This window comes from Chryseobacterium cucumeris, from assembly GCF_016775705.1.
In the GTDB taxonomy this organism is placed as follows: Bacteria; Bacteroidota; Bacteroidia; order Flavobacteriales; family Weeksellaceae; genus Chryseobacterium; species Chryseobacterium cupriresistens.
Map to the genome: position 1 here is coordinate 188016 of NZ_CP068760.1, position 18089 is coordinate 206104.

Here is an 18089-nt window from a genome sequence, read left to right on the forward strand (position 1 = left end):
TTAATTTATAGGGAAATAGAATTCATAATTATATGATGTATTATTAGGAAGAGCATTTCCTGAATGTGTTTTTAAAATAACATCACCATTAGTTTGAATAGTACAATATATTTGTCCATTATAAGAGAGAAAGTCTGTTGTTGGTTTACACGTCCCCGTTATGGTAGCAATCTTAACACCTGTTGTTGCCCAAGGTAGATTGGCTGAATTTGACCCAGAAGAAAATCCAAAAGATAGCTTATAAGAGGAGTTTTGCGAAACAGAAACACTGCCTCCTCCTGAAATACCTAATGATGAGTTAAAAGAAAGTGAGCAATATATTGGAGTACAGATTCCATTTGAATTAGCAGCATTTTGTCCGTTTGTATTAATGTCATTTAGAGCTTTTTGATCTGCGTCTGACTGGTCTATTATTGAAGTATACTGCCCAGCAGGAACAATATAATTATAAACACCTCCTATTGCCCCTGATCCACAATTATTTCTTGTGAAAGGTTTACTTTGTAATGAATTGTAAAAAGTAGTAGGTACATAATTATATTCATTTTCTTTTAAAATTTTTCCATTTACATCAATTATCTGCTTTAGACGATTAGATGAATCATAAAGATATTGTTCTCTGATTCCTGATGGAGGAATAATATTCGTTACACCAACCAAAGGATTATAAGTGTAGGAAGTAATTTGATAACCGTTCATTTCGGGTCTCTTTCTCAATCCATCAATAGCATTAAGTAAATCTTGTTCACTTGTGGCATCAATATCAGCATCGGACTTATCAATAATTCCTTGTAAAAACTGGCTGATTGAACCATAAAATGCTCCTTCTATTTTAGCAATAGGAAGTGTTTGGTGATATCCCCATACTATTGTTGTCGGAACACCAGCAGTATTTGTATACTCTAATAAATTACCTTTATTATCATAATTAGTATATTTAATTACTGTTTTATTTTCAACAGTATAATTGGGTGGTTGAACCTGACTAGTTTCGACAACTGAAGTAGGATTTAAATGAGAGGCATTATCGTACTTTGTGGTAAATTGAGAATAATCTTCTCCCCCTTTGGAAATAACCTTTGAAATAGGAACAGAAACTATATTTGCATTAAATAATCGTTGATTATCAGCAGGAGTAGCATAAGATATCTGTATAGATTCAGTTCCCCCATCAGGAAAGGTTGTAGTTTTATTATTTAAATTATTTAAACCACTATATAAATAATTACTCTCAGTAGTAAATATTTTATTATTTAAATAATCTTTTTTTATTGATTTTGATAACAAACTTTCTTTTGAAAAGATTGGATAATAACCCAATACTGTTACACCATGCTGGTGGCTTTCAAAAGCACCATTAAAGGAAATTACATTCCAAACTGATCTTGAATTTCTACTTAATGATGTGCCATAGTATACATTGGAATAGATTTCCGAATAAATATTATCAGTTTGTTGAACTTTATTCATTGAGGAATCATAAATAATTTCACTTAGTACTTTACCATTTTCTGTTGAATTAGTAGATTTGGTGGATGGCATACTAATAGGAATAACTCCGTTTTGCAAATAATAATGAGAATCAGATGTATTTGAATAATTTGTTTCAATAGAGCCATTATTATTGTTTTGGGCATCTTTCTCTGTTTTTATAACTTTGGAATATCCAATATAATCTCCCGAAGATATAGGGGAAGAAGAATTATTATTATTACAACTCATAGAAATAATACCCGATGATTGTGAGTCTGCTGATTGAGAACTATTGTTAATTTGTAATGTAGAATATGTATTTTTATTAAATAAGAATAAAGGGTTTGTCGTTATTCCATCAAAATACTTAAATTCAGTCTTTCCGATAAACTGATTGTTTATGTCTCTATTAGTTTGACTAGCTAGTCTCAAGCCATTGCCAACGGTTAGTTTTCCATAATCATATTGATTAAACAGATTGGACGCACTGTTTAGCTCATATTCAAAAGAAGAAGAACCTTTTGTAGGATAAAAAACTTTAGTTAGAATAGCAGATTGAGTAAAATTAATATTGGCTTGCTTAAAATTATTGTTATAATTATTATCTACAGGTACAGGAGTAGGATAACTAAAATCATTAGGATTTAAAAATAGGGTTTTATTGTTAAAACCACCATTTGAATATCCCCAATAATCTACGCCTGTTGACGACTTTGATGGTAATAGTGTTTCATTATAGCCAAATGTATAAAGGTCACTATTTATCTTTACCGATAAAAGTTTGAGTCTCTTAGTTAGCCTATCTTGTGTATAGATTTGGTTCGGTTGTGTTAAAGTTATGGAATTTTGAGAATTGAAATAATCATAATTTAAATTAATAGTTTTTACAACCTGATTTATATTATTCTGTTCCTCAATTCTATCTAATTTTTGGGTTGGAAAATCAAGTCGATCAGAATAATAAAAATTAACCTTTCCAAAATTTCCAGATATATTATTGATAAGTAAATAATTTTGCTCAGTTGACCAATTAATTATTGGTGGAGCCATGAATCCTACAGTTTGAGAACTACTAAGAGGGTTCATAGATGAGCCAGGATATTGCTCATCAAATTCTCCTATCCATGAAAAATTTTGTGTATTGTCTAAAGGCAATGACGAGTAATGATACGTTTGATTACCATATGTATAATTTAACTTTTGTCCAACAAAGGGCAAATTTCTTACATTTGAATATTCATTATAAGTAAAATTAATATCATTATTGTTTATATCTGTTATTTTTGTGATAACATAATTCTTACTTACACTGTTGAGTGTTTTAACAACTTCAACTTTTGCAAAATAGTATTTGATTCCAGTAGGATCAATAATTGTAAAATATGTACTATCACTGTAAGAAATTTTATATCCCTTTTTGTTTAAGCAATAAAAAATAGGATTAAAGGTGTGGTTAGTAATTCCTGTAGGATAATTATTTATAACGAATTCCAGTTTTTCTCCAAATAAATTACATGTAAATATATCTGGAGAAGTATCAGTGTCAACTGTGAAAGGGGCAGAATTATGTAAATCTGCAAAATTCCCATTCAATGGCAAAAAGCCATCAATCGTTTTATAATAAGAATAGGCATCTTTAGTAGGTTGTGAAACAAATCCTGCTGGAAGAGGTTGAACACTGTGTGGAAAATAATTATTAAAAGGATTGGCTGATTGAGTAAAAGGTGCTAAATATTTAGCAACATCATCAAAATCACTATAACCTCCTAAGATAGATTGCGTAATAGTGGGAAGATTTATATCCCAGCCCAGTCCTACTGATCCTGCCTCTTGAGCCACTTTAATACCATTTCCTGAAATATATCGTAAAACTAAAGGAATCTTAATTGCACCCGACTCAGCAGTCAATAATGGAATTTGCGGACTATTAGTTCCTGTATATTCTGAATTTTGAATATCTCCATATCTTAAAAATGTTGCTGTTGATGGAGAATTAGGAAAATTTTTAAAGTAATATTCACTGTATTTATTTTGATTATTCTGAGCATGAACAGTAAAAAATGCTCCTAATACAAAACTTAATATTATATTTTTCTTCATTTATTATTTCTTAATCAATTTAGCATTTGTCGTTTTATTTGTATCAGTTTTTATAGTCACTAGATACGCTCCCTGAATCAAATTCTGAGTATTTATCTTTGTTACTTTATTCTTGGTTTTCAGGCTCTGTAACTGTCTTCCGCTCATATCATACAGTAGAATATTTGCATCCTTAAAATCAAAGCCAATTTCCACGTAGGCATAATCTGATACAGGATTTGGATAAATTTTGATGTCATATTTTTCAATCAGCTGATCTACTTGTCTATCTCCCAGCTTTACAATCTTCCAGTTTTCTTTTCCCAGTTCTTCAGCACTGGTCCCTGCCAGAATAATAGAACCGTCTCTGTTCAACTTTAAATCAGAAAGTCTTTCTTCCTTTTTTCTGGATTCTCCTTTGACGTGCTTTCTCCACTGCTCATTTCCGTTTTGGTCGAGATAAAGCATCCAGAACGTTTCATCATCTGTTTCTATTCTTCCTTCTGCCTGAGTATACCCCCCCAGCAGAATGCCTTTAGACTTCCCGCTTCCATCTTCCTGCTTCCCGCTTATTCCACTCATTCCCATCAGGACATCACGGTTTCCAAAATTGTAAGACTTCTGCCACTGTTCATCTCCTCTTTCATTTAAAGAAATCAGCCAAAGATCTGTTCCTTCCTCTAATCCGACGGTTTTGTTTCCTGATCTTTCCGATCTGGATTCCCCGCCAACGATAAATCCATTGGAAGTTAAGGCCAGTGTTCTGATATGATCATCACCTTTTCCTCCAAAGTTCTTTTCCCATTCTATTTTTCCGTTTTTATCAAGCTTTACGATCCAATAGTCACCTTCACCGAAGTTGCTGCTGGCTTTGGAATAAGCGTCGATCTTCACACCACTTCCAGCTTCCCGCTTCCCGCCTTTACTTCAGAACTCCTCGAATACATTCCCAGTAAAGCTCCTCCATCTTTGGTAGGGATTATCTTTTCGACTTCATCTAAACCACGCCCTCCCAATGTTTGTTCAGATAGTGTTTTTCCGTCTTTGTCTAATCTAATGATCAGGACATCTTTTGAGCCATGACCTTTAGATGAGTTTTGTACACTTCCAGCAACAAAGAATCCCTGATCTGTAGTCTGAATCACAGCTCTTGCTTCTTCATCTGATGAGCTTCCTAAAGTTTTCTGCCATAATTCGTCACCTAATTCATTGATTCTAATTAACCAAATGTCTGAGCCACCTTTAGAATCTTCCTTTTTATCAAGTCCTTTTCCTGAATATGATGAACCTGTGATCAGAAAACCACCGTCCTGAGTAGTAACCGTTGAAGATAAATAGTCGTGATTGTTTCCAGAAAAATACTTTTCAAAAACCTGTTCTCCCTGCTGGTTTAATTTTATCAGATGGAAATCGTAACCGTTGTTCTGCTTGCTGTTCTGCCTAAGCTTATCGGTCTGAATACTGCTTCCCGTGATCAGATACTGTCCGTCAATTGTTGTAGTAATCTGGCTTAAAAAATCCTGAGCTGAGGACTTTATATCTTTCTGCCAAAGTACCTCTTGGGCAAATATGTCCGTAATAGTGCATAAAGACAATGCACACATGTAGAGTTTTTTCATACTTGTGTTATTAATGTTAAGTAAATATTGATTGATGTATTGTGTACATAGAAATACACAAATTATCGAGTGTAATTATTGTTTCATGGTCATGTTTTTTAATGCTTACAAAATTAAAATTTTTAAAGTTTATCCCAAAGAAAATTGATTAACTTTCTTTAATAAAGCAAAGATATACCAGCAAAGCGACAATACTTGTCGCATTACATTTTTATAAAAAAAACTTTAAAATAATATATTGAGTTCGTAAAATTTTGATAAGTACTCTTCTATGATATTTCTTGATAAGTTTTTTATATCTGATTCGAAAATAGGATAGTTTCTGATTAACTACAATTTTTTTGTTATGATTTTTTCAGATCACTTAAACATCTCTTTTTTAACACTTAATAGATTCATTTTATTCTCAATTGAATAAATGCTCTATAATATTTTTCTGCTAAATATGTGATTAACATTTATAGTAAAACTGATTATTAATAATTTAATATTCTTCAAAATAAAAATTCAATTAGTGGATAAATAAAAATCGGCTGCCCTTCGGGCAGCCGATCCTATTATATAAAAACTATTTCTTAAATATCAAACCTATCCAGATTCATCACCTTCGTCCACGCCGCCACAAAATCTTTTACAAATTTGTTTTGTGCATCGGCACTTCCATATACCTCAGCCACGGCTCTCAATTCAGAATTGGAGCCGAAAACAAGATCCGCACGCGTAGCGGTCCATTTTGGCTGGCCGGTTTTCCGATCAGTTCCGATATACAATTCTCTGTCATCTGACATTGCTTTCCACTGAGTTCCCATATCCAGAAGATTTACAAAGAAATCATTGGTAAGAACGCCCGGACGGCTGGTGAATACACCATGTTTTGAACCGTCAAAGTTCGTATCCAAAGCACGCATTCCTCCTATCAGTACAGTCAGTTCCGGAGCGGTAAGAGTTAATAGCTGTGCTTTATCAATCAGTAAAGATTCTGTAGACACCGTATATTTTCTTTTCAGATAATTTCGGAATCCATCAGCAGCAGGCTCAAGGTAACCCATAGATTCTACATCCGTCTGTTCCTGAGAAGCATCCATTCTTCCCGGGGCAAAAGGAACTTTTACGTCCTGACCCGCATTTCTGGCAGCCACTTCAACAGCAGCATTTCCTGCTAGTACAATTAAGTCTGCCAATGATATTTTTTTACCTCCGTTTTGAGAATCGTTGAATTCTTTCTGAATTCCTTCCAGAACATTTAATACTTTATTCAATTGAGAAGGATTGTTGACTTCCCAGTTCCTTTGAGGCTCCAGTCTGATTCTTGCTCCGTTGGCACCACCACGTTTATCACTTCCTCTGAAAGTAGAAGCGGAAGCCCAGGCTGTAGATATCAGTTCTGTATTGCTTAGTCCTGAATTTAAAACTTTTGATTTCAATGCCTCCACATCATTTTCATCGACCAGTTCGTGGTTGACTTCCGGAATAGGATCCTGCCAGATCAGTTCTTCCTGCGGTACATCCGGTCCCAGATAACGGGCGCGTGGTCCCATATCTCTGTGTGTTAATTTAAACCATGCTCTGGCAAACGCATCGGCAAACGCATCAGGATTTTCGTAGAAGTGTCTTGAAATTTTTTCGTATACAGGATCCATTCTTAACGAAAGGTCTGTGGTAAGCATGGTTGGTTTATGTTTTTTGTCAGCATCAAATGCATCAGGAATGATTTCAGCACCGTCTTTGGCTACCCATTGGTGAGCTCCTGCAGGGCTTTTTGTTAATTCCCACTCATTTTCAAAAAGATTTTTAAAGAAGTAATTACTCCATTGAGTAGGAGTTTCTGTCCAGGTTACTTCCAGTCCGCTGGAAATCGCGTCTCTTCCGCTACCAGACTTATATGTGCTTGCCCATCCTAATCCCTGCTGTTCAATTCCGGCTCCTTCAGGTTCTTTTCCTACATGATCTGCCGGACCTGCTCCATGGGTTTTACCGAAAGTATGTCCTCCGGCAATCAAAGCAACGGTTTCTTCATCGTTCATCGCCATACGTCCGAAAGTATCACGGATGTCTTTGGCAGCAGCAATAGGGTCAGGATTTCCGTCCGGACCTTCAGGGTTTACATAAATAAGTCCCATTTGTACGGCAGCCAACGGATTTTCAAGGTTTCTTGAATGAATATCTCCGTCTGCATTATCATCAGTAGGAAGAACCGCCGAATGTCCTTCTGCTACTCCCTCCGAACCGTGAGCATACCGTAAATCACCTCCAAGCCATGTCTTCTCAGATCCCCAATAGACATCGGAATCCGGTTCCCAGACATCTGCACGTCCTCCCGCAAACCCAAATGTTTTAAAGCCCATGGATTCAAGAGCGATATTCCCCGTAAGGATCAGAAGGTCTGCCCATGAGATGTTTCTTCCATATTTTTGTTTGATGGGCCACAATAATCTTCGTGCTTTATCAAGACTTACGTTATCAGGCCAGCTGTTCAACGGTGCGAAACGCTGTTGCCCAGCTCCTGCTCCACCTCTTCCGTCACCTACACGATACGTTCCGGCGCTGTGCCATGCCATACGGATAAACAGAGGGCCATAATGACCAAAGTCGGCCGGCCACCAATCCTGAGAATCTGTCATCAATGCATGAAGGTCTTTTTTTACAGCCTCCAGATCAAGGCTTTCAAATGCTTTGGCATAGTCAAAATCCTTATCCATAGGATCTGAAAGTGAAGAATGCTGGCGCAGAAGATCTACTCTAAGCTGATCAGGCCACCAGTCAGAATTCTGAGTTCCTCCTCCTGCTACATTCTTCTTCATTGTTCCGTTGTGAAACGGGCATTTACTGATGTCATTCAAATCTTTTTCCATTGTCGTTTATTTATTTTTTATGTTGATTAATACAGTTTCCAATTGTGTTCTAAGAACATCACAAACCTACAACGTTTGCTCAATAAATACAATCTATTAATTTTTATCTCAATGATAGTTAAAAACTATAAATAAATATTTTCAACGGCACAATATCTGGTCAGAATTGTGGTATTAAGTTAGTCATTTTTAAGATTAACTTAAATAAAAACAACAGTATACCTTCCAATTTAGAATTACTCAACGTAAGAATGTAAAGGGAGAAGGAAGTTGAAAGGAGGATGTTTGGCGTCACCATGAAAATAACATATTAATTGCTAAAAAATACACTATTACAACATTTTCTGGAAGCTGTTCCTTCTTCCAGCTTCTAACTTTCTTTCACTAAAAATAAATTAACTATCTTTATATTTATAAAACATGAACATCCGCTATGAAAAAAATAATTGTTGTCGTTCTCGTTGTATTTATCATCATACAATTTTTTCCTATCGATAAAACGAATCCGCCGCCAACTCCCGGTATGGATTTTCTGAAAATTAAAAATACTCCTGAAAAGATAGCGCATACAATCAGAACATCATGTTATGATTGTCATTCCAATGAAACAAAGTATCCATGGTACAGCAATATCTCCCCGATGTCATGGTGGGTAAAAAATCATATTGACGAGGGCAGGAATCATCTTAATTTTTCTACCTTTGCAGTGTATGAACCTAAAAGACAGCTTCATAAACTTGAGGAATGTATAGAAATGGTTGAAAAAAAAGAGATGCCGCTTGAATCCTATTATTTAGGCCATCAGAATGCTAAACTTTCTGATGAGCAGCGTGCAGATCTTATCCATTATTTCAAAAAAGTAAAAGAAGACACGGAAAGGGGAATCCTATTTAATAAATAACGTCATGGAAAATTGGGAAAATAAGCATATTGTATTTTTTGACGGAGATTGCGGAGTCTGCAATTTCTGGGTACAGTGGATTTTGGAACGGGACAATAAAGACCAGTTCATGTTTGCTTCTCTTCAATCTGATTTCGGACAGCAGTTTTTATCTGAAAGAGGGCTGGAAACCAATGTATTCAATACTATGTATCTGTGGAAACCCGGACGGTTTTATCTGATCAAGTCAAGGGCAGTACTGGAAATAGCTAACTTGTTGGGAGGCATATATAAACTTTCGTTTATCGGAAAAATCGTTCCGGCATTTTTAAGGGACAAGGCCTATGATCTTATTTCCAGAAACAGGATGAAGCTGGCCAACCAGAAATGTTATTTACCGGACCTTCATCAGAAGAAAAAATTTATTCAGGTGTAATTAATGATTCTTACACCGTTTCATTTAACTTATAAAAAGATCATTCCGTAAGAATTTCCTACAATATTAATGCTTTGTATAGATATTCCTACGGAATGACAACTAAGACGTATAGTTTTGCTAGTTTAATGTTTAATGTTTAATGTTTAATGTTTAATGTTTAATGTTTAATGTTTAATGTTTAATGTTTAATAGAAATTAAACCGAAGAACAGTCTCTTACCAGCTTAATCAATTATCAATTATCAATTATCAATTATCAATTATCAATTATCAATTATCAATAATTACTCATTACCCATTGCTCATTACTCATAAATTCAGCGACCACACAGAATAAGAATTCGGCGGACACTGGATTTTCACCCATTTATCTCCCTGAGTTGTTGGGTACCAGCTTGAGTTCCCTGTAAAATCTTTGATCTGCTGGCTGCTCCAGTTGGTTTCTATCCATCTTTCCTGCCAGTTTGAAGACGTATTGATGTAAACTACAAGTCCCGGATTACCATTATAACCGTTACGTCTTGCAATATATTCATCATTATCGGTGTAGAGAATGGAAGTTGTTCCGGTGGCTTTGTTATTGTGAATCCAGATCAGATTGTTCAGTCGTTCCTTATTTAACCATTCTTCATAATCTCTGTAAAAAATGGTAGGATAACCTTCATGGGTTAAGATATAGGCATATGCCGGCATTTTATTGTAGATGATATCGGTATCATGATTGGCAACAAAGGTGACTGCTTTGTATGGATTTCTTTTCCACATCATATCATCATTCAAAGCATTTAAATTACCATTATCAAAGGCTTCATCCATTTTATAATAGGCCGCAAAATCAAATACGGAACTGTTGGCATTATTGGCCCACCATTCCAATGTGTTGACATTTGAATCCCATAATTCCCCGACAGAAAATCCACCTACGTTAGAATTCCAGGTGTTAACAACCCATGGTCCGAACCCCTTAACGTAATCAAACCTCCAGCCATCAAATTTCATCACATTTTTATAATATTTTGCTACGGAATCATCTCTTCCCCAAAGCCAGTCCTGCACATGAGGATTCGCGTGGCACAAATCCGGAAAGCCACCAAAAGCCCCTTCATCATTATTCCCGTAAGCATTTTTGTAAAAGTCATTATAGTTTCTCTGGAATTTTCCGGAAGCCACACCAGAAAAATTGGTCCAGGTATTAGTTCCTGTAAAAGGATTGGCTTCAGACTGCCCGCCACTGTTGTGATTGATTACAATGTCTGCATACACCTGCATGTTTTCAGCATGCGCTTTCGTAATCAATGCTTCCAGTTCGGCTCTGGATCCGAAACGGGTTTCTGTGCTTCCATTCTGATTAAAATTTCCAAAATCATAATAATCTGTAGGATCGTATCCCATAGAATATGCACCGTTCTGTGCTTTTGATGCCGGCGGCAGCCATACCGCACCAATTCCGGCATTGGACCACGCTGTTATTTTGTCTTTAACGGTATTCCACCAGTTACCACCTTCCGGAACATCCCAGTAAAAGCCCTGCATAAGAACTCCGCCACCCGGTCCGGCTACGAATTTACTTTGTGTGGAACCTGAACCGCTTCCTGTACTGAAAGGCCGGCCATCATGATGGGTCACATTCACTGTTTTGTTATGAACCTCTTCCTGCTTGGTAGGTTCTGTCATTAATTCATCACTTGTACGGCATGAGCTTATTAATGCTAAAGCCAGTAGTGAAAGGAAAAAGTTTGTTTTTTTCATCGCTGTAATTAATTATCAATCTATTAAACAAGATACAATTTTATTAAAAACAAAATCAAATAAACGGGAAATATTTTCATTTCACCTAATAAATCAAGATGAAAGGCATTCAATTTTTTTCATTAAAAAATCATAAATTTTTCAGATTCCCGAGACAATTTTTCTTTTAATGCATATATTTGCATACTATGGAATACAACACCCAAAAAACTCAGCTTCATATGCCGGAATATGGCAGAATTATACAACAGTTGGTTGAGCGCTGCAAAGAACTTCCTTCCAAAGACGAAAGGAATGAAATGGCTATGGCAATCATCGATTTTATGGGTCAGAGAAACCCGCAACTTCGCGACGAGGAAAATTATAAACATAAACTTTGGGACCATCTTTTTATTCTTGCCAATTATGATCTGGATGTAGATTCTCCTTATCCGTTCCCTACAATGGAACAGCTGGCGGAAAAACCTAAAAGAATGGAATATCCAAAACTTCAAGGTGACTTTAAGTTCTACGGAAAAAGTATTCTTCAATTGATCGAAAAAGCAATCGAACTGGAAACGGGTGATGAAAAAGAAGCCCTTATCGAGGTGATTGCCAACAATATGAAGAAGTCTTATAATGTCTATAATAAAGAACATGTGACGGATGATGTTATTTTCCGCCACCTGAAAGAACTGTCTGAAAACAGGCTGGATCTTACCGGAATAGATTCTCTTGAAAAGAGTAAAATCTATTACACCAGCAATAACAACAACAGGAACAACAATAACAACAACAGGAACAACAGCAATAATAAAAATAATAACCAGCCCAACAAAAGAAGGCATAATAACAATCATAAAAACAGAAAATAATGAGTGGAACATTTCAAATAAGAGGAGGAAAAAGACTGCAGGGTGAAATAACTCCACAAGGAGCCAAAAATGAGGCTCTACAAATTTTATGTGCGGTTCTTCTGACGGACGAAGAGGTAAGAATTAAAAATATTCCTGATATCCATGATGTGAACAGACTGATTGAAATTCTTGGAGATTTTGGAGTAAAAATTACCAAAAACGGACAGGGAGATTATACTTTCAAAGCGGATCAGGTCAATTTTGATTATATAAAATCTAACGAGTTTAAAAAAGACGGAGCCAAACTACGCGGATCCATTATGCTGATGGGACCAATGCTTGCCCGTTATGGAGAGGCTTATATGCCTACTCCCGGAGGTGACAAAATCGGGAGAAGAAGATTGGATACTCACTTTCAGGGACTTGTTGAATTAGGTGCTGAATTCAATTATGATGAGGAGGAATATTTCTATTCTTTAAAAGCTAAGGAACTAAGAGGAAAATTCATCCTGCTGGAAGAAGCTTCTGTTACCGGAACGGCTAATATTGTAATGGCAGCCGCTTTGGCTAAAGGAAAAACAAGAATCTACAATGCTGCCTGTGAACCTTATCTTCAGCAATTATGTAAAATGCTGAACAGAATGGGAGCCAATATCTCAGGAATCGGGTCCAACCTTCTTACTATTGAAGGGGTTGAATATCTGAGAGGTACTGAGCATACCATGCTTCCGGACATGGTAGAGATCGGCTCATGGATTGGTCTTGCAGCCATGACAAAATCTGAAATCACCATCAAAAATGTAAACTGGAACCAGCTTGGGGTAATTCCGAATACCTTCAGAAAACTGGGAATTCAGCTTGAACAAAGCAGTGATGATATCTATATTCCGGCACAGGAGCATTATAAAATCCAGAAATTTATTGACGGTTCTATCCTTACGATTTCGGATGCGCCATGGCCTGGATTTACGCCTGATTTATTATCTATTATTTTAGTAGTGGCTACTCAGGCCAAAGGAAGTATTCTGGTTCATCAGAAAATGTTTGAATCCAGATTATTCTTTGTGGATAAATTAATTGATATGGGTGCTCAGATCATTTTATGTGATCCGCACAGAGCTACGGTAATCGGATTGAACCAGGAAGCTCCGTTAAGAGGGACAACAATGGTTTCCCCGGATATCAGAGCCGGAAATGCCCTTCTTATTGCAGCACTTTCTGCGGAAGGAAAATCTATTATCCACAATATTGAGCAGATCGACAGAGGATATGAAAATATTGATGGAAGGCTAAGAGCTATTGGTGCTGACATTGAAAGAATCTAAAATTATTTTATTGAGCTAATCCTTTAAATAATGGCTTCGACAGGCTCAGCCTGACAACGCTTAAAAATTTCGGTTGGTATTAGGGCTTTCACCCTGAGCTTGTCGAAGGGTTATCAATAAGAAAACCTTTGTTAATTATTAATCCCGAGTATTAATATTAACTAAAGGGATAAGCCAAGAATTTTATTTAAAAACGTTCAGAATATTCTGAGCGTTTTTTGTTTTACCACCCCGTCAAAAATTCTTTGAATTTTTGACACCCCTCCGGACGAGGGGAATTTTGTCCCGGTTAATGGTTGATCTTTTTAATCTACTTTTCATGTAAAATAAAAAGCGCCCGGTAAAACCGGACGCTTTGAGTAATTAAAACTATATGAATCTCACTTAAAAATATGTTCTGCAGGTATATTCTACCGTCGTATTGATAAGTTTATTTTTATTCAGATACACTTCAAGCTGCTGAAAGTCTTCTGAATTGACATTAATATATAACTGTACTGAACCGAAACTGTACCCGTTCACATACTCGACGTTAGCAGATAACACTCTATGACAAATGCCAAATTGATTGTAGATCGTATTCATCAAATGTTCAAATTTCATTTTACCATTCAACTCTATTTCCAATAACAATTCTTTTTTAGGCAGGTTAATTTTATTTTGTAAAACCTGCAGGCCGGGATTAGGTGTAATCATTGCTAAACATTTTTTGGGTTAAACTCTGTCAGATCATATGACACTTTTGTTTTTAAATCTGTGACAAAAATATAAAAAAATATTAGTCCACCAAATTAGTAGACTAATATTTTTAAAAATTTAACATAAAAAAAGAAGCCTGTTGAGCTTCTCGTACGTTTTAATAGTTCCCTATTCTTTCTAATTTATCAGAACCCGCCAATCCGTTTGGGTTGCAACCAGGCTCTCCTTCAGGGACTTTGAGATTTTTCTTAGCATAAAATTCTTCCCAGAATGTATTCTTTTTTCCTGTTTTGGGATCAATAAATGTCATAGGCTCCAGTTTGAAAATATGTTCGTCCCGAAAAGCTCTTTCCACAAAATCTGAACAATAATAGGAATTTTCATCAAGGATATAATTGAAATTGTAAGATTTTCCAAGCATGGAATTCGCTTTTTTAACCGCTTCAGGAATTGCTTTCTGATATTCCGGTTTTAACCGGTAAATAATCACTTCCTGACCTTCTTCTTTCTGATCTTTAATAAAGTCTTTTAAATCCTGTCTCTGAGAACCGCCTTTTGGTGCAGCATGCAGAACAAACATTTTGCGGCCCTCTTTTTCCAGAATTCCTATATGATCAAATGAAGCTGTTTTTTGTTTTTGAGTTACATTATTAATCGCTCCGGAAAGCCCTGTTTCTTTTGCAGTTACAAAAAGCAGGTCTCCGTTTTTGAGATCTTTAGTACTTTCCGAAACATTATTATTACACTGTACCAATAATAACATCAGACCGTATAAAAGTCCAGCCACAAACCTCTTTTTTAATCTAAATTCAAACATTCGATTCTATTTTCGGAACCAAAATTACAAAATAGAAATCATTACATTTGTGGGAATATTGATCTATTCTTCACACCAACCCAAACACTCCAGGAATTTTATGCCCCATATTTTATTAATTGAAGACGACGACAGACTTTCAAAATTGATTACAAAGGGATTTCAGGAAGCAGAGTTTGAAGTCACTGCAGCTTACGATGGAAATACCGGTATGAAGCTGGCTTTACAAACCCATTTTGATCTGGTAGTGACAGATATTGTATTGCCCAAAAAAGACGGCCTTGAATTCTGTAATGAAATCAAAAGTTTAAAACCCAATCTTCCTGTCATTATGCTTACTGCACTGGGAACTACGGATGATAAGCTGGAAGGATTTGATGCCGGAGCTGATGATTATCTCACCAAACCTTTTGAAATGCGTGAACTGGTGGCAAGGATCAAAGTACTTCTGAAAAGATTTTCACAACAGCCCCACCAAAAGATTTCTGTTCTTACGTATGAAGGTGTTGAAATGAATCTGGAACAAAAAACCGTGAGCCGCGATCATACGCCTATAAAATTGACCCCGAAAGAATTTAATCTCTTAAAATTCATGATGGAAAATTCAGAAAGAGTGCTTTCCAGAATTGAAATTGCAGAAAAAGTGTGGGAAACCCATTTTGATACGGGGACCAACTTTATTGATGTCTATATCAATTATCTCCGGAAAAAAATAGATAAAGATTTTGCAACCAAACTGATCCATACCAAAGCCGGTATGGGATTTATTCTGAAAAAAGGCTACGAAACAGGTATTGTACAGTAAGTATTGAGATAAATTAAAAATATCCGGATGAAAATAAGAACCAGACTTACCCTGCTTTTTACCTTAATCACTGCAATGCTTTTAAGTATTTACAGTATTTCGATCTATTATTCATCCAAAGAAGCCAGAGAGCAATCTTTTTACAGCGAACTTCAAAATGAAGCGATTGCCAAGGCCGATTTATTTTTCCGAAGCTCACTCCCCGAGCAGGAAATGCACAAGCTTTATAAAAATAATACCAGAACGCTTAACGAAGTTCAGGTAGCGATTTATGACAGTAATAAGGAGCTGGTTTATCATGATGACGCCAAAGTAGATTATGTAAAGGAAACTCCGGAAATGCTTTCTCAGATATTTCAAAAAAAGAAAATTAATTTCTTTCTCAATGATCTGCAGGTCATCGGAATCGTGTATCAGTATGAAGGAAAAACGTATGCGGTAACTGCGGCAGCTTATGATCAGTACGGATATGATTATCTTACACATCTTCTTACCATCAGTATTATCTCGTTTTTCATTATTCTGATCTTGATCTATCTGGCCGGAATATTTCTTTCTAAAAAAGCATTGAGTCCGCTGACTGAAATGGTTATTCAGATAAAAAAAATAACCGCCGGGAAATTACAGTTACGCCTGAAAACAACCAAAGAAAAAGACGAACTAAATGAGCTTGCTGAAAACTTCAATGGAATGCTGGAACGGCTTGAAAATTCTTTTGATTCGCAAAAGCATTTTGTATCCAATATTTCTCACGAACTGAGAACACCTTTAGCAGCCATCATCACCGAACTGGAACTCGCTTCTGAAAAAGATAAAACCAAAGAAGAGTATCAGGAAACCATTCAATTCGCGCTGGATGATGCCCGGAATATGGTAAAACTGTCAAATAGTTTAATGGATCTTGCCAAAGCAAGCTATGATCCCGATGAGATCAGTTTTTCGGAAGTACGTCTTGATGAAGTTCTTCTGGAATCTTATTCCAAAATCACGAAAGATAATCCGGGATATAAAGTTTTAATGAACATTGAAGATTTGGTAGAAGAACACCAGCTTACCATCCTGGGAAATGAGTATCTTCTTCAAGTTGCCTTCAACAATCTTATTGACAATGCCTGTAAATATTCTCCGGAACATACTTGTCTGATTGATGTAAGTACGGATTCAAAAATCCTTACCATCAGTTTTACCAATACCGGAAATAGCATTAATAAAGAAGATTTACAGCATATTTTTGAGCCTTTTTACAGGAGCGAAAACTCCAAACATGAAAAAGGTCATGGAATAGGATTATTTCTCACCGAGAAAATTATTCTGCTCCACAATGCAAAAGTCAAAGTTGTATCGGAAAAGAATAAAACTATTTTTACGGTAGAGTTTATTACCCAGTAATTGATCAAAAGCTTCATTCAAATGTATTTGAATCTTAACTTCCCTTAAAACCTTAATTAGCTTAATGGTTTTTAAAATTTCTTATTTAATCATGAGAAAGAGATTTTTTATTGAAAACGGTCGTTCCTATACTCGCTGTAATCACACAGGCAATAGAAATCCATTGTAAAAAAGATAATTCTTCAGCAAGAAAAACCAATCCTGAAAGTGCTGCAAATGCAGGTTCCAGGCTCATCAGAATACTGAATGTCTTTGCCGGAAGTTTTTTGAGAGCCATCATCTCCAGTGAAAAAGGCAAAGCACTCGAAAGAACAGCCACGCCAAGTCCTTTTATGAAAATAGAAGGAGTAAGATTGAAAACGGCTCCATCCCAGATGGTAAAGGGAATAATGACAAGACTGGCAAATATCATCCCGGTGGTAACCGCATCTTTTCCATCCATTATTTTGGAGACCTTTCCACCCATTACAATATACAGGGCCCAGAACATCCCTGCCAGAAAGGCCAATCCAAGTCCTAACAAATCGACATGATCATTTTTCCACGGAACAATTAACAAAATTCCCACACAGGCCAGTAATGCCCACACGACATCCAACAGTTTACGTGACAATGCCAATGCGAGAAATAATGGCCCGGCAAATTCCACAGTAACAGCCAATCCCAGCGGAATCCTTTGAATCGCCATATAGAAAATAAGATTCATTGCAGCCAATCCAACTCCATAGATTGCACAGTATTTCCATTTCTGACTGTTAAATTGTAAAAACTTAGGTCGGTTAAGCAAAGTAAGCAAAACAGCAGAAAGTACAATTCTTAAAGTAACCGTACCAATCGCTCCGATTACAGGAAAAAGCTGTTTTGCAATGGAGGCTCCTCCCTGCACACAGATAATCGCTAAAAGCGTAGCCGGTATTGCTAAGTTTGATTTTTTCATTTCTAAAATATATAATTCAAAAGATATTGGAAGGAAGTCTCCGGGATTTAACAAGCTTTTATTTCATATGACAGATTGTAAAATTCATCATACAAAAATCAGCCTCCAAATGTATTGAAATTTTATCGCTTATCATGGGTACAGTTTACACATATTAAAAGGATATAATAAACAACTATTTCCTGCAGAAT

14 protein-coding genes are annotated in these 18089 nt (G+C 36.1%); 6 read left to right on the plus strand and 8 right to left on the minus strand.

Annotated elements, in window-relative coordinates:
• From JNG87_RS00935 to katG, 4 genes are all read right to left on the minus strand, one after another.
• Complete coding sequence (locus tag JNG87_RS00935; RefSeq protein WP_202841181.1) at positions 1–3573, minus strand: DUF5977 domain-containing protein; 3573 nt, start codon at positions 3571–3573, stop codon at positions 1–3.
• 3 nt (positions 3574–3576) lie between these two features.
• Positions 3577–4446, minus strand: coding sequence for a T9SS type A sorting domain-containing protein (locus tag JNG87_RS21625; RefSeq protein ID WP_238349645.1), 870 nt, complete (start codon positions 4444–4446; stop codon positions 3577–3579).
• A complete protein-coding gene (locus JNG87_RS21630; protein ID WP_227942830.1) occupies positions 4443–5171 on the minus strand; it encodes a hypothetical protein in 729 nt (242 codons plus the stop codon). Before JNG87_RS21630 ends, JNG87_RS21625 begins: the two co-directional genes overlap by 4 nt.
• Before the next feature lie 575 nt (positions 5172–5746).
• Complete coding sequence (gene katG, locus JNG87_RS00945) at positions 5747–8023, minus strand: catalase/peroxidase HPI (RefSeq protein ID WP_202841183.1); 2277 nt, start codon at positions 8021–8023, stop codon at positions 5747–5749.
• Between the two features lie 433 nt (positions 8024–8456).
• On the opposite strand from katG, the gene JNG87_RS00950 reads away from it, so the two are divergent.
• Positions 8457–8924 carry a heme-binding domain-containing protein gene (locus tag JNG87_RS00950; RefSeq protein ID WP_202841185.1) on the plus strand — a complete coding sequence of 156 codons (468 nt, stop codon included), beginning with the start codon at positions 8457–8459 and terminating at the stop codon, positions 8922–8924.
• Positions 8925–8928: 4 nt separating this feature from the next.
• A complete protein-coding gene (locus JNG87_RS00955) occupies positions 8929–9339 on the plus strand; it encodes a thiol-disulfide oxidoreductase DCC family protein (RefSeq protein ID WP_202841187.1) in 411 nt (136 codons plus the stop codon).
• Between the two features lie 311 nt (positions 9340–9650).
• Here JNG87_RS00955 and JNG87_RS00960 read toward each other — a convergent pair whose 3' ends face one another.
• A complete protein-coding gene (locus JNG87_RS00960; RefSeq protein WP_202841189.1) occupies positions 9651–11090 on the minus strand; it encodes an alpha-amylase in 1440 nt (479 codons plus the stop codon).
• Between the two features lie 188 nt (positions 11091–11278).
• On the opposite strand from JNG87_RS00960, the gene JNG87_RS00965 reads away from it, so the two are divergent.
• Together JNG87_RS00965 and murA are read left to right on the plus strand one after the other, a co-directional pair.
• Positions 11279–11944 carry a DUF4290 domain-containing protein gene (locus JNG87_RS00965; protein WP_202841191.1) on the plus strand — a complete coding sequence of 222 codons (666 nt, stop codon included), beginning with the start codon at positions 11279–11281 and terminating at the stop codon, positions 11942–11944.
• Positions 11944–13251 carry a UDP-N-acetylglucosamine 1-carboxyvinyltransferase gene (gene murA, locus JNG87_RS00970; RefSeq protein WP_202841193.1) on the plus strand — a complete coding sequence of 436 codons (1308 nt, stop codon included), beginning with the start codon at positions 11944–11946 and terminating at the stop codon, positions 13249–13251. Before JNG87_RS00965 ends, murA begins: the two co-directional genes overlap by 1 nt.
• Positions 13252–13635: 384 nt before the next feature.
• Here the strand turns inward: murA and JNG87_RS00975 are convergent, their stop codons facing one another.
• Both JNG87_RS00975 and JNG87_RS00980 read right to left on the minus strand, forming a co-directional pair.
• Positions 13636–13947, minus strand: coding sequence for an NIL domain-containing protein (locus tag JNG87_RS00975; RefSeq protein ID WP_062676181.1), 312 nt, complete (start codon positions 13945–13947; stop codon positions 13636–13638).
• Positions 13948–14107: 160 nt separating this feature from the next.
• Complete coding sequence (locus JNG87_RS00980; protein ID WP_238349646.1) at positions 14108–14737, minus strand: YiiX/YebB-like N1pC/P60 family cysteine hydrolase; 630 nt, start codon at positions 14735–14737, stop codon at positions 14108–14110.
• 130 nt (positions 14738–14867) lie between these two features.
• On the opposite strand from JNG87_RS00980, the gene JNG87_RS00985 reads away from it, so the two are divergent.
• Together JNG87_RS00985 and JNG87_RS00990 are read left to right on the plus strand one after the other, a co-directional pair.
• On the plus strand, positions 14868–15572 hold the full coding sequence (locus tag JNG87_RS00985; protein WP_202841195.1) for a response regulator transcription factor: 705 nt from the start codon (positions 14868–14870) through the stop codon (positions 15570–15572).
• Between the two features lie 27 nt (positions 15573–15599).
• Positions 15600–16961, plus strand: a complete 1362-nt coding sequence (locus tag JNG87_RS00990; protein WP_202841197.1) for an ATP-binding protein — start codon at positions 15600–15602, stop codon at positions 16959–16961.
• 85 nt (positions 16962–17046) lie between these two features.
• Here the strand turns inward: JNG87_RS00990 and JNG87_RS00995 are convergent, their stop codons facing one another.
• A complete protein-coding gene (locus tag JNG87_RS00995) occupies positions 17047–17898 on the minus strand; it encodes an EamA family transporter (protein WP_202841199.1) in 852 nt (283 codons plus the stop codon).
• Between the last annotated feature and the right edge of the window lie 191 nt (positions 17899–18089).

What these genes read in the sequence shown, in the direction of transcription:
- JNG87_RS21630 (WP_227942830.1), bottom strand. Translation starts at nt 5,171, where the DNA reads ATGAAAAAACTCTACATGTGTGCATTGTCTTTATGCACTATTACGGAC.
- katG (WP_202841183.1), bottom strand. Translation starts at nt 8,023, where the DNA reads ATGGAAAAAGATTTGAATGACATCAGTAAATGCCCGTTTCACAACGGA.
- JNG87_RS00975 (WP_062676181.1), bottom strand. Translation starts at nt 13,947, where the DNA reads ATGATTACACCTAATCCCGGCCTGCAGGTTTTACAAAATAAAATTAAC.
- JNG87_RS00990 (WP_202841197.1), top strand. Translation starts at nt 15,600, where the DNA reads ATGAAAATAAGAACCAGACTTACCCTGCTTTTTACCTTAATCACTGCA.
- murA (WP_202841193.1), top strand. Translation starts at nt 11,944, where the DNA reads ATGAGTGGAACATTTCAAATAAGAGGAGGAAAAAGACTGCAGGGTGAA.
- JNG87_RS00950 (WP_202841185.1), top strand. Translation starts at nt 8,457, where the DNA reads ATGAAAAAAATAATTGTTGTCGTTCTCGTTGTATTTATCATCATACAA.
- JNG87_RS00985 (WP_202841195.1), top strand. Translation starts at nt 14,868, where the DNA reads ATGCCCCATATTTTATTAATTGAAGACGACGACAGACTTTCAAAATTG.
- JNG87_RS00935 (WP_202841181.1), bottom strand. Translation starts at nt 3,573, where the DNA reads ATGAAGAAAAATATAATATTAAGTTTTGTATTAGGAGCATTTTTTACT.
- JNG87_RS00965 (WP_202841191.1), top strand. Translation starts at nt 11,279, where the DNA reads ATGGAATACAACACCCAAAAAACTCAGCTTCATATGCCGGAATATGGC.
- JNG87_RS00960 (WP_202841189.1), bottom strand. Translation starts at nt 11,090, where the DNA reads ATGAAAAAAACAAACTTTTTCCTTTCACTACTGGCTTTAGCATTAATA.
- JNG87_RS00955 (WP_202841187.1), top strand. Translation starts at nt 8,929, where the DNA reads ATGGAAAATTGGGAAAATAAGCATATTGTATTTTTTGACGGAGATTGC.
- JNG87_RS00995 (WP_202841199.1), bottom strand. Translation starts at nt 17,898, where the DNA reads ATGAAAAAATCAAACTTAGCAATACCGGCTACGCTTTTAGCGATTATC.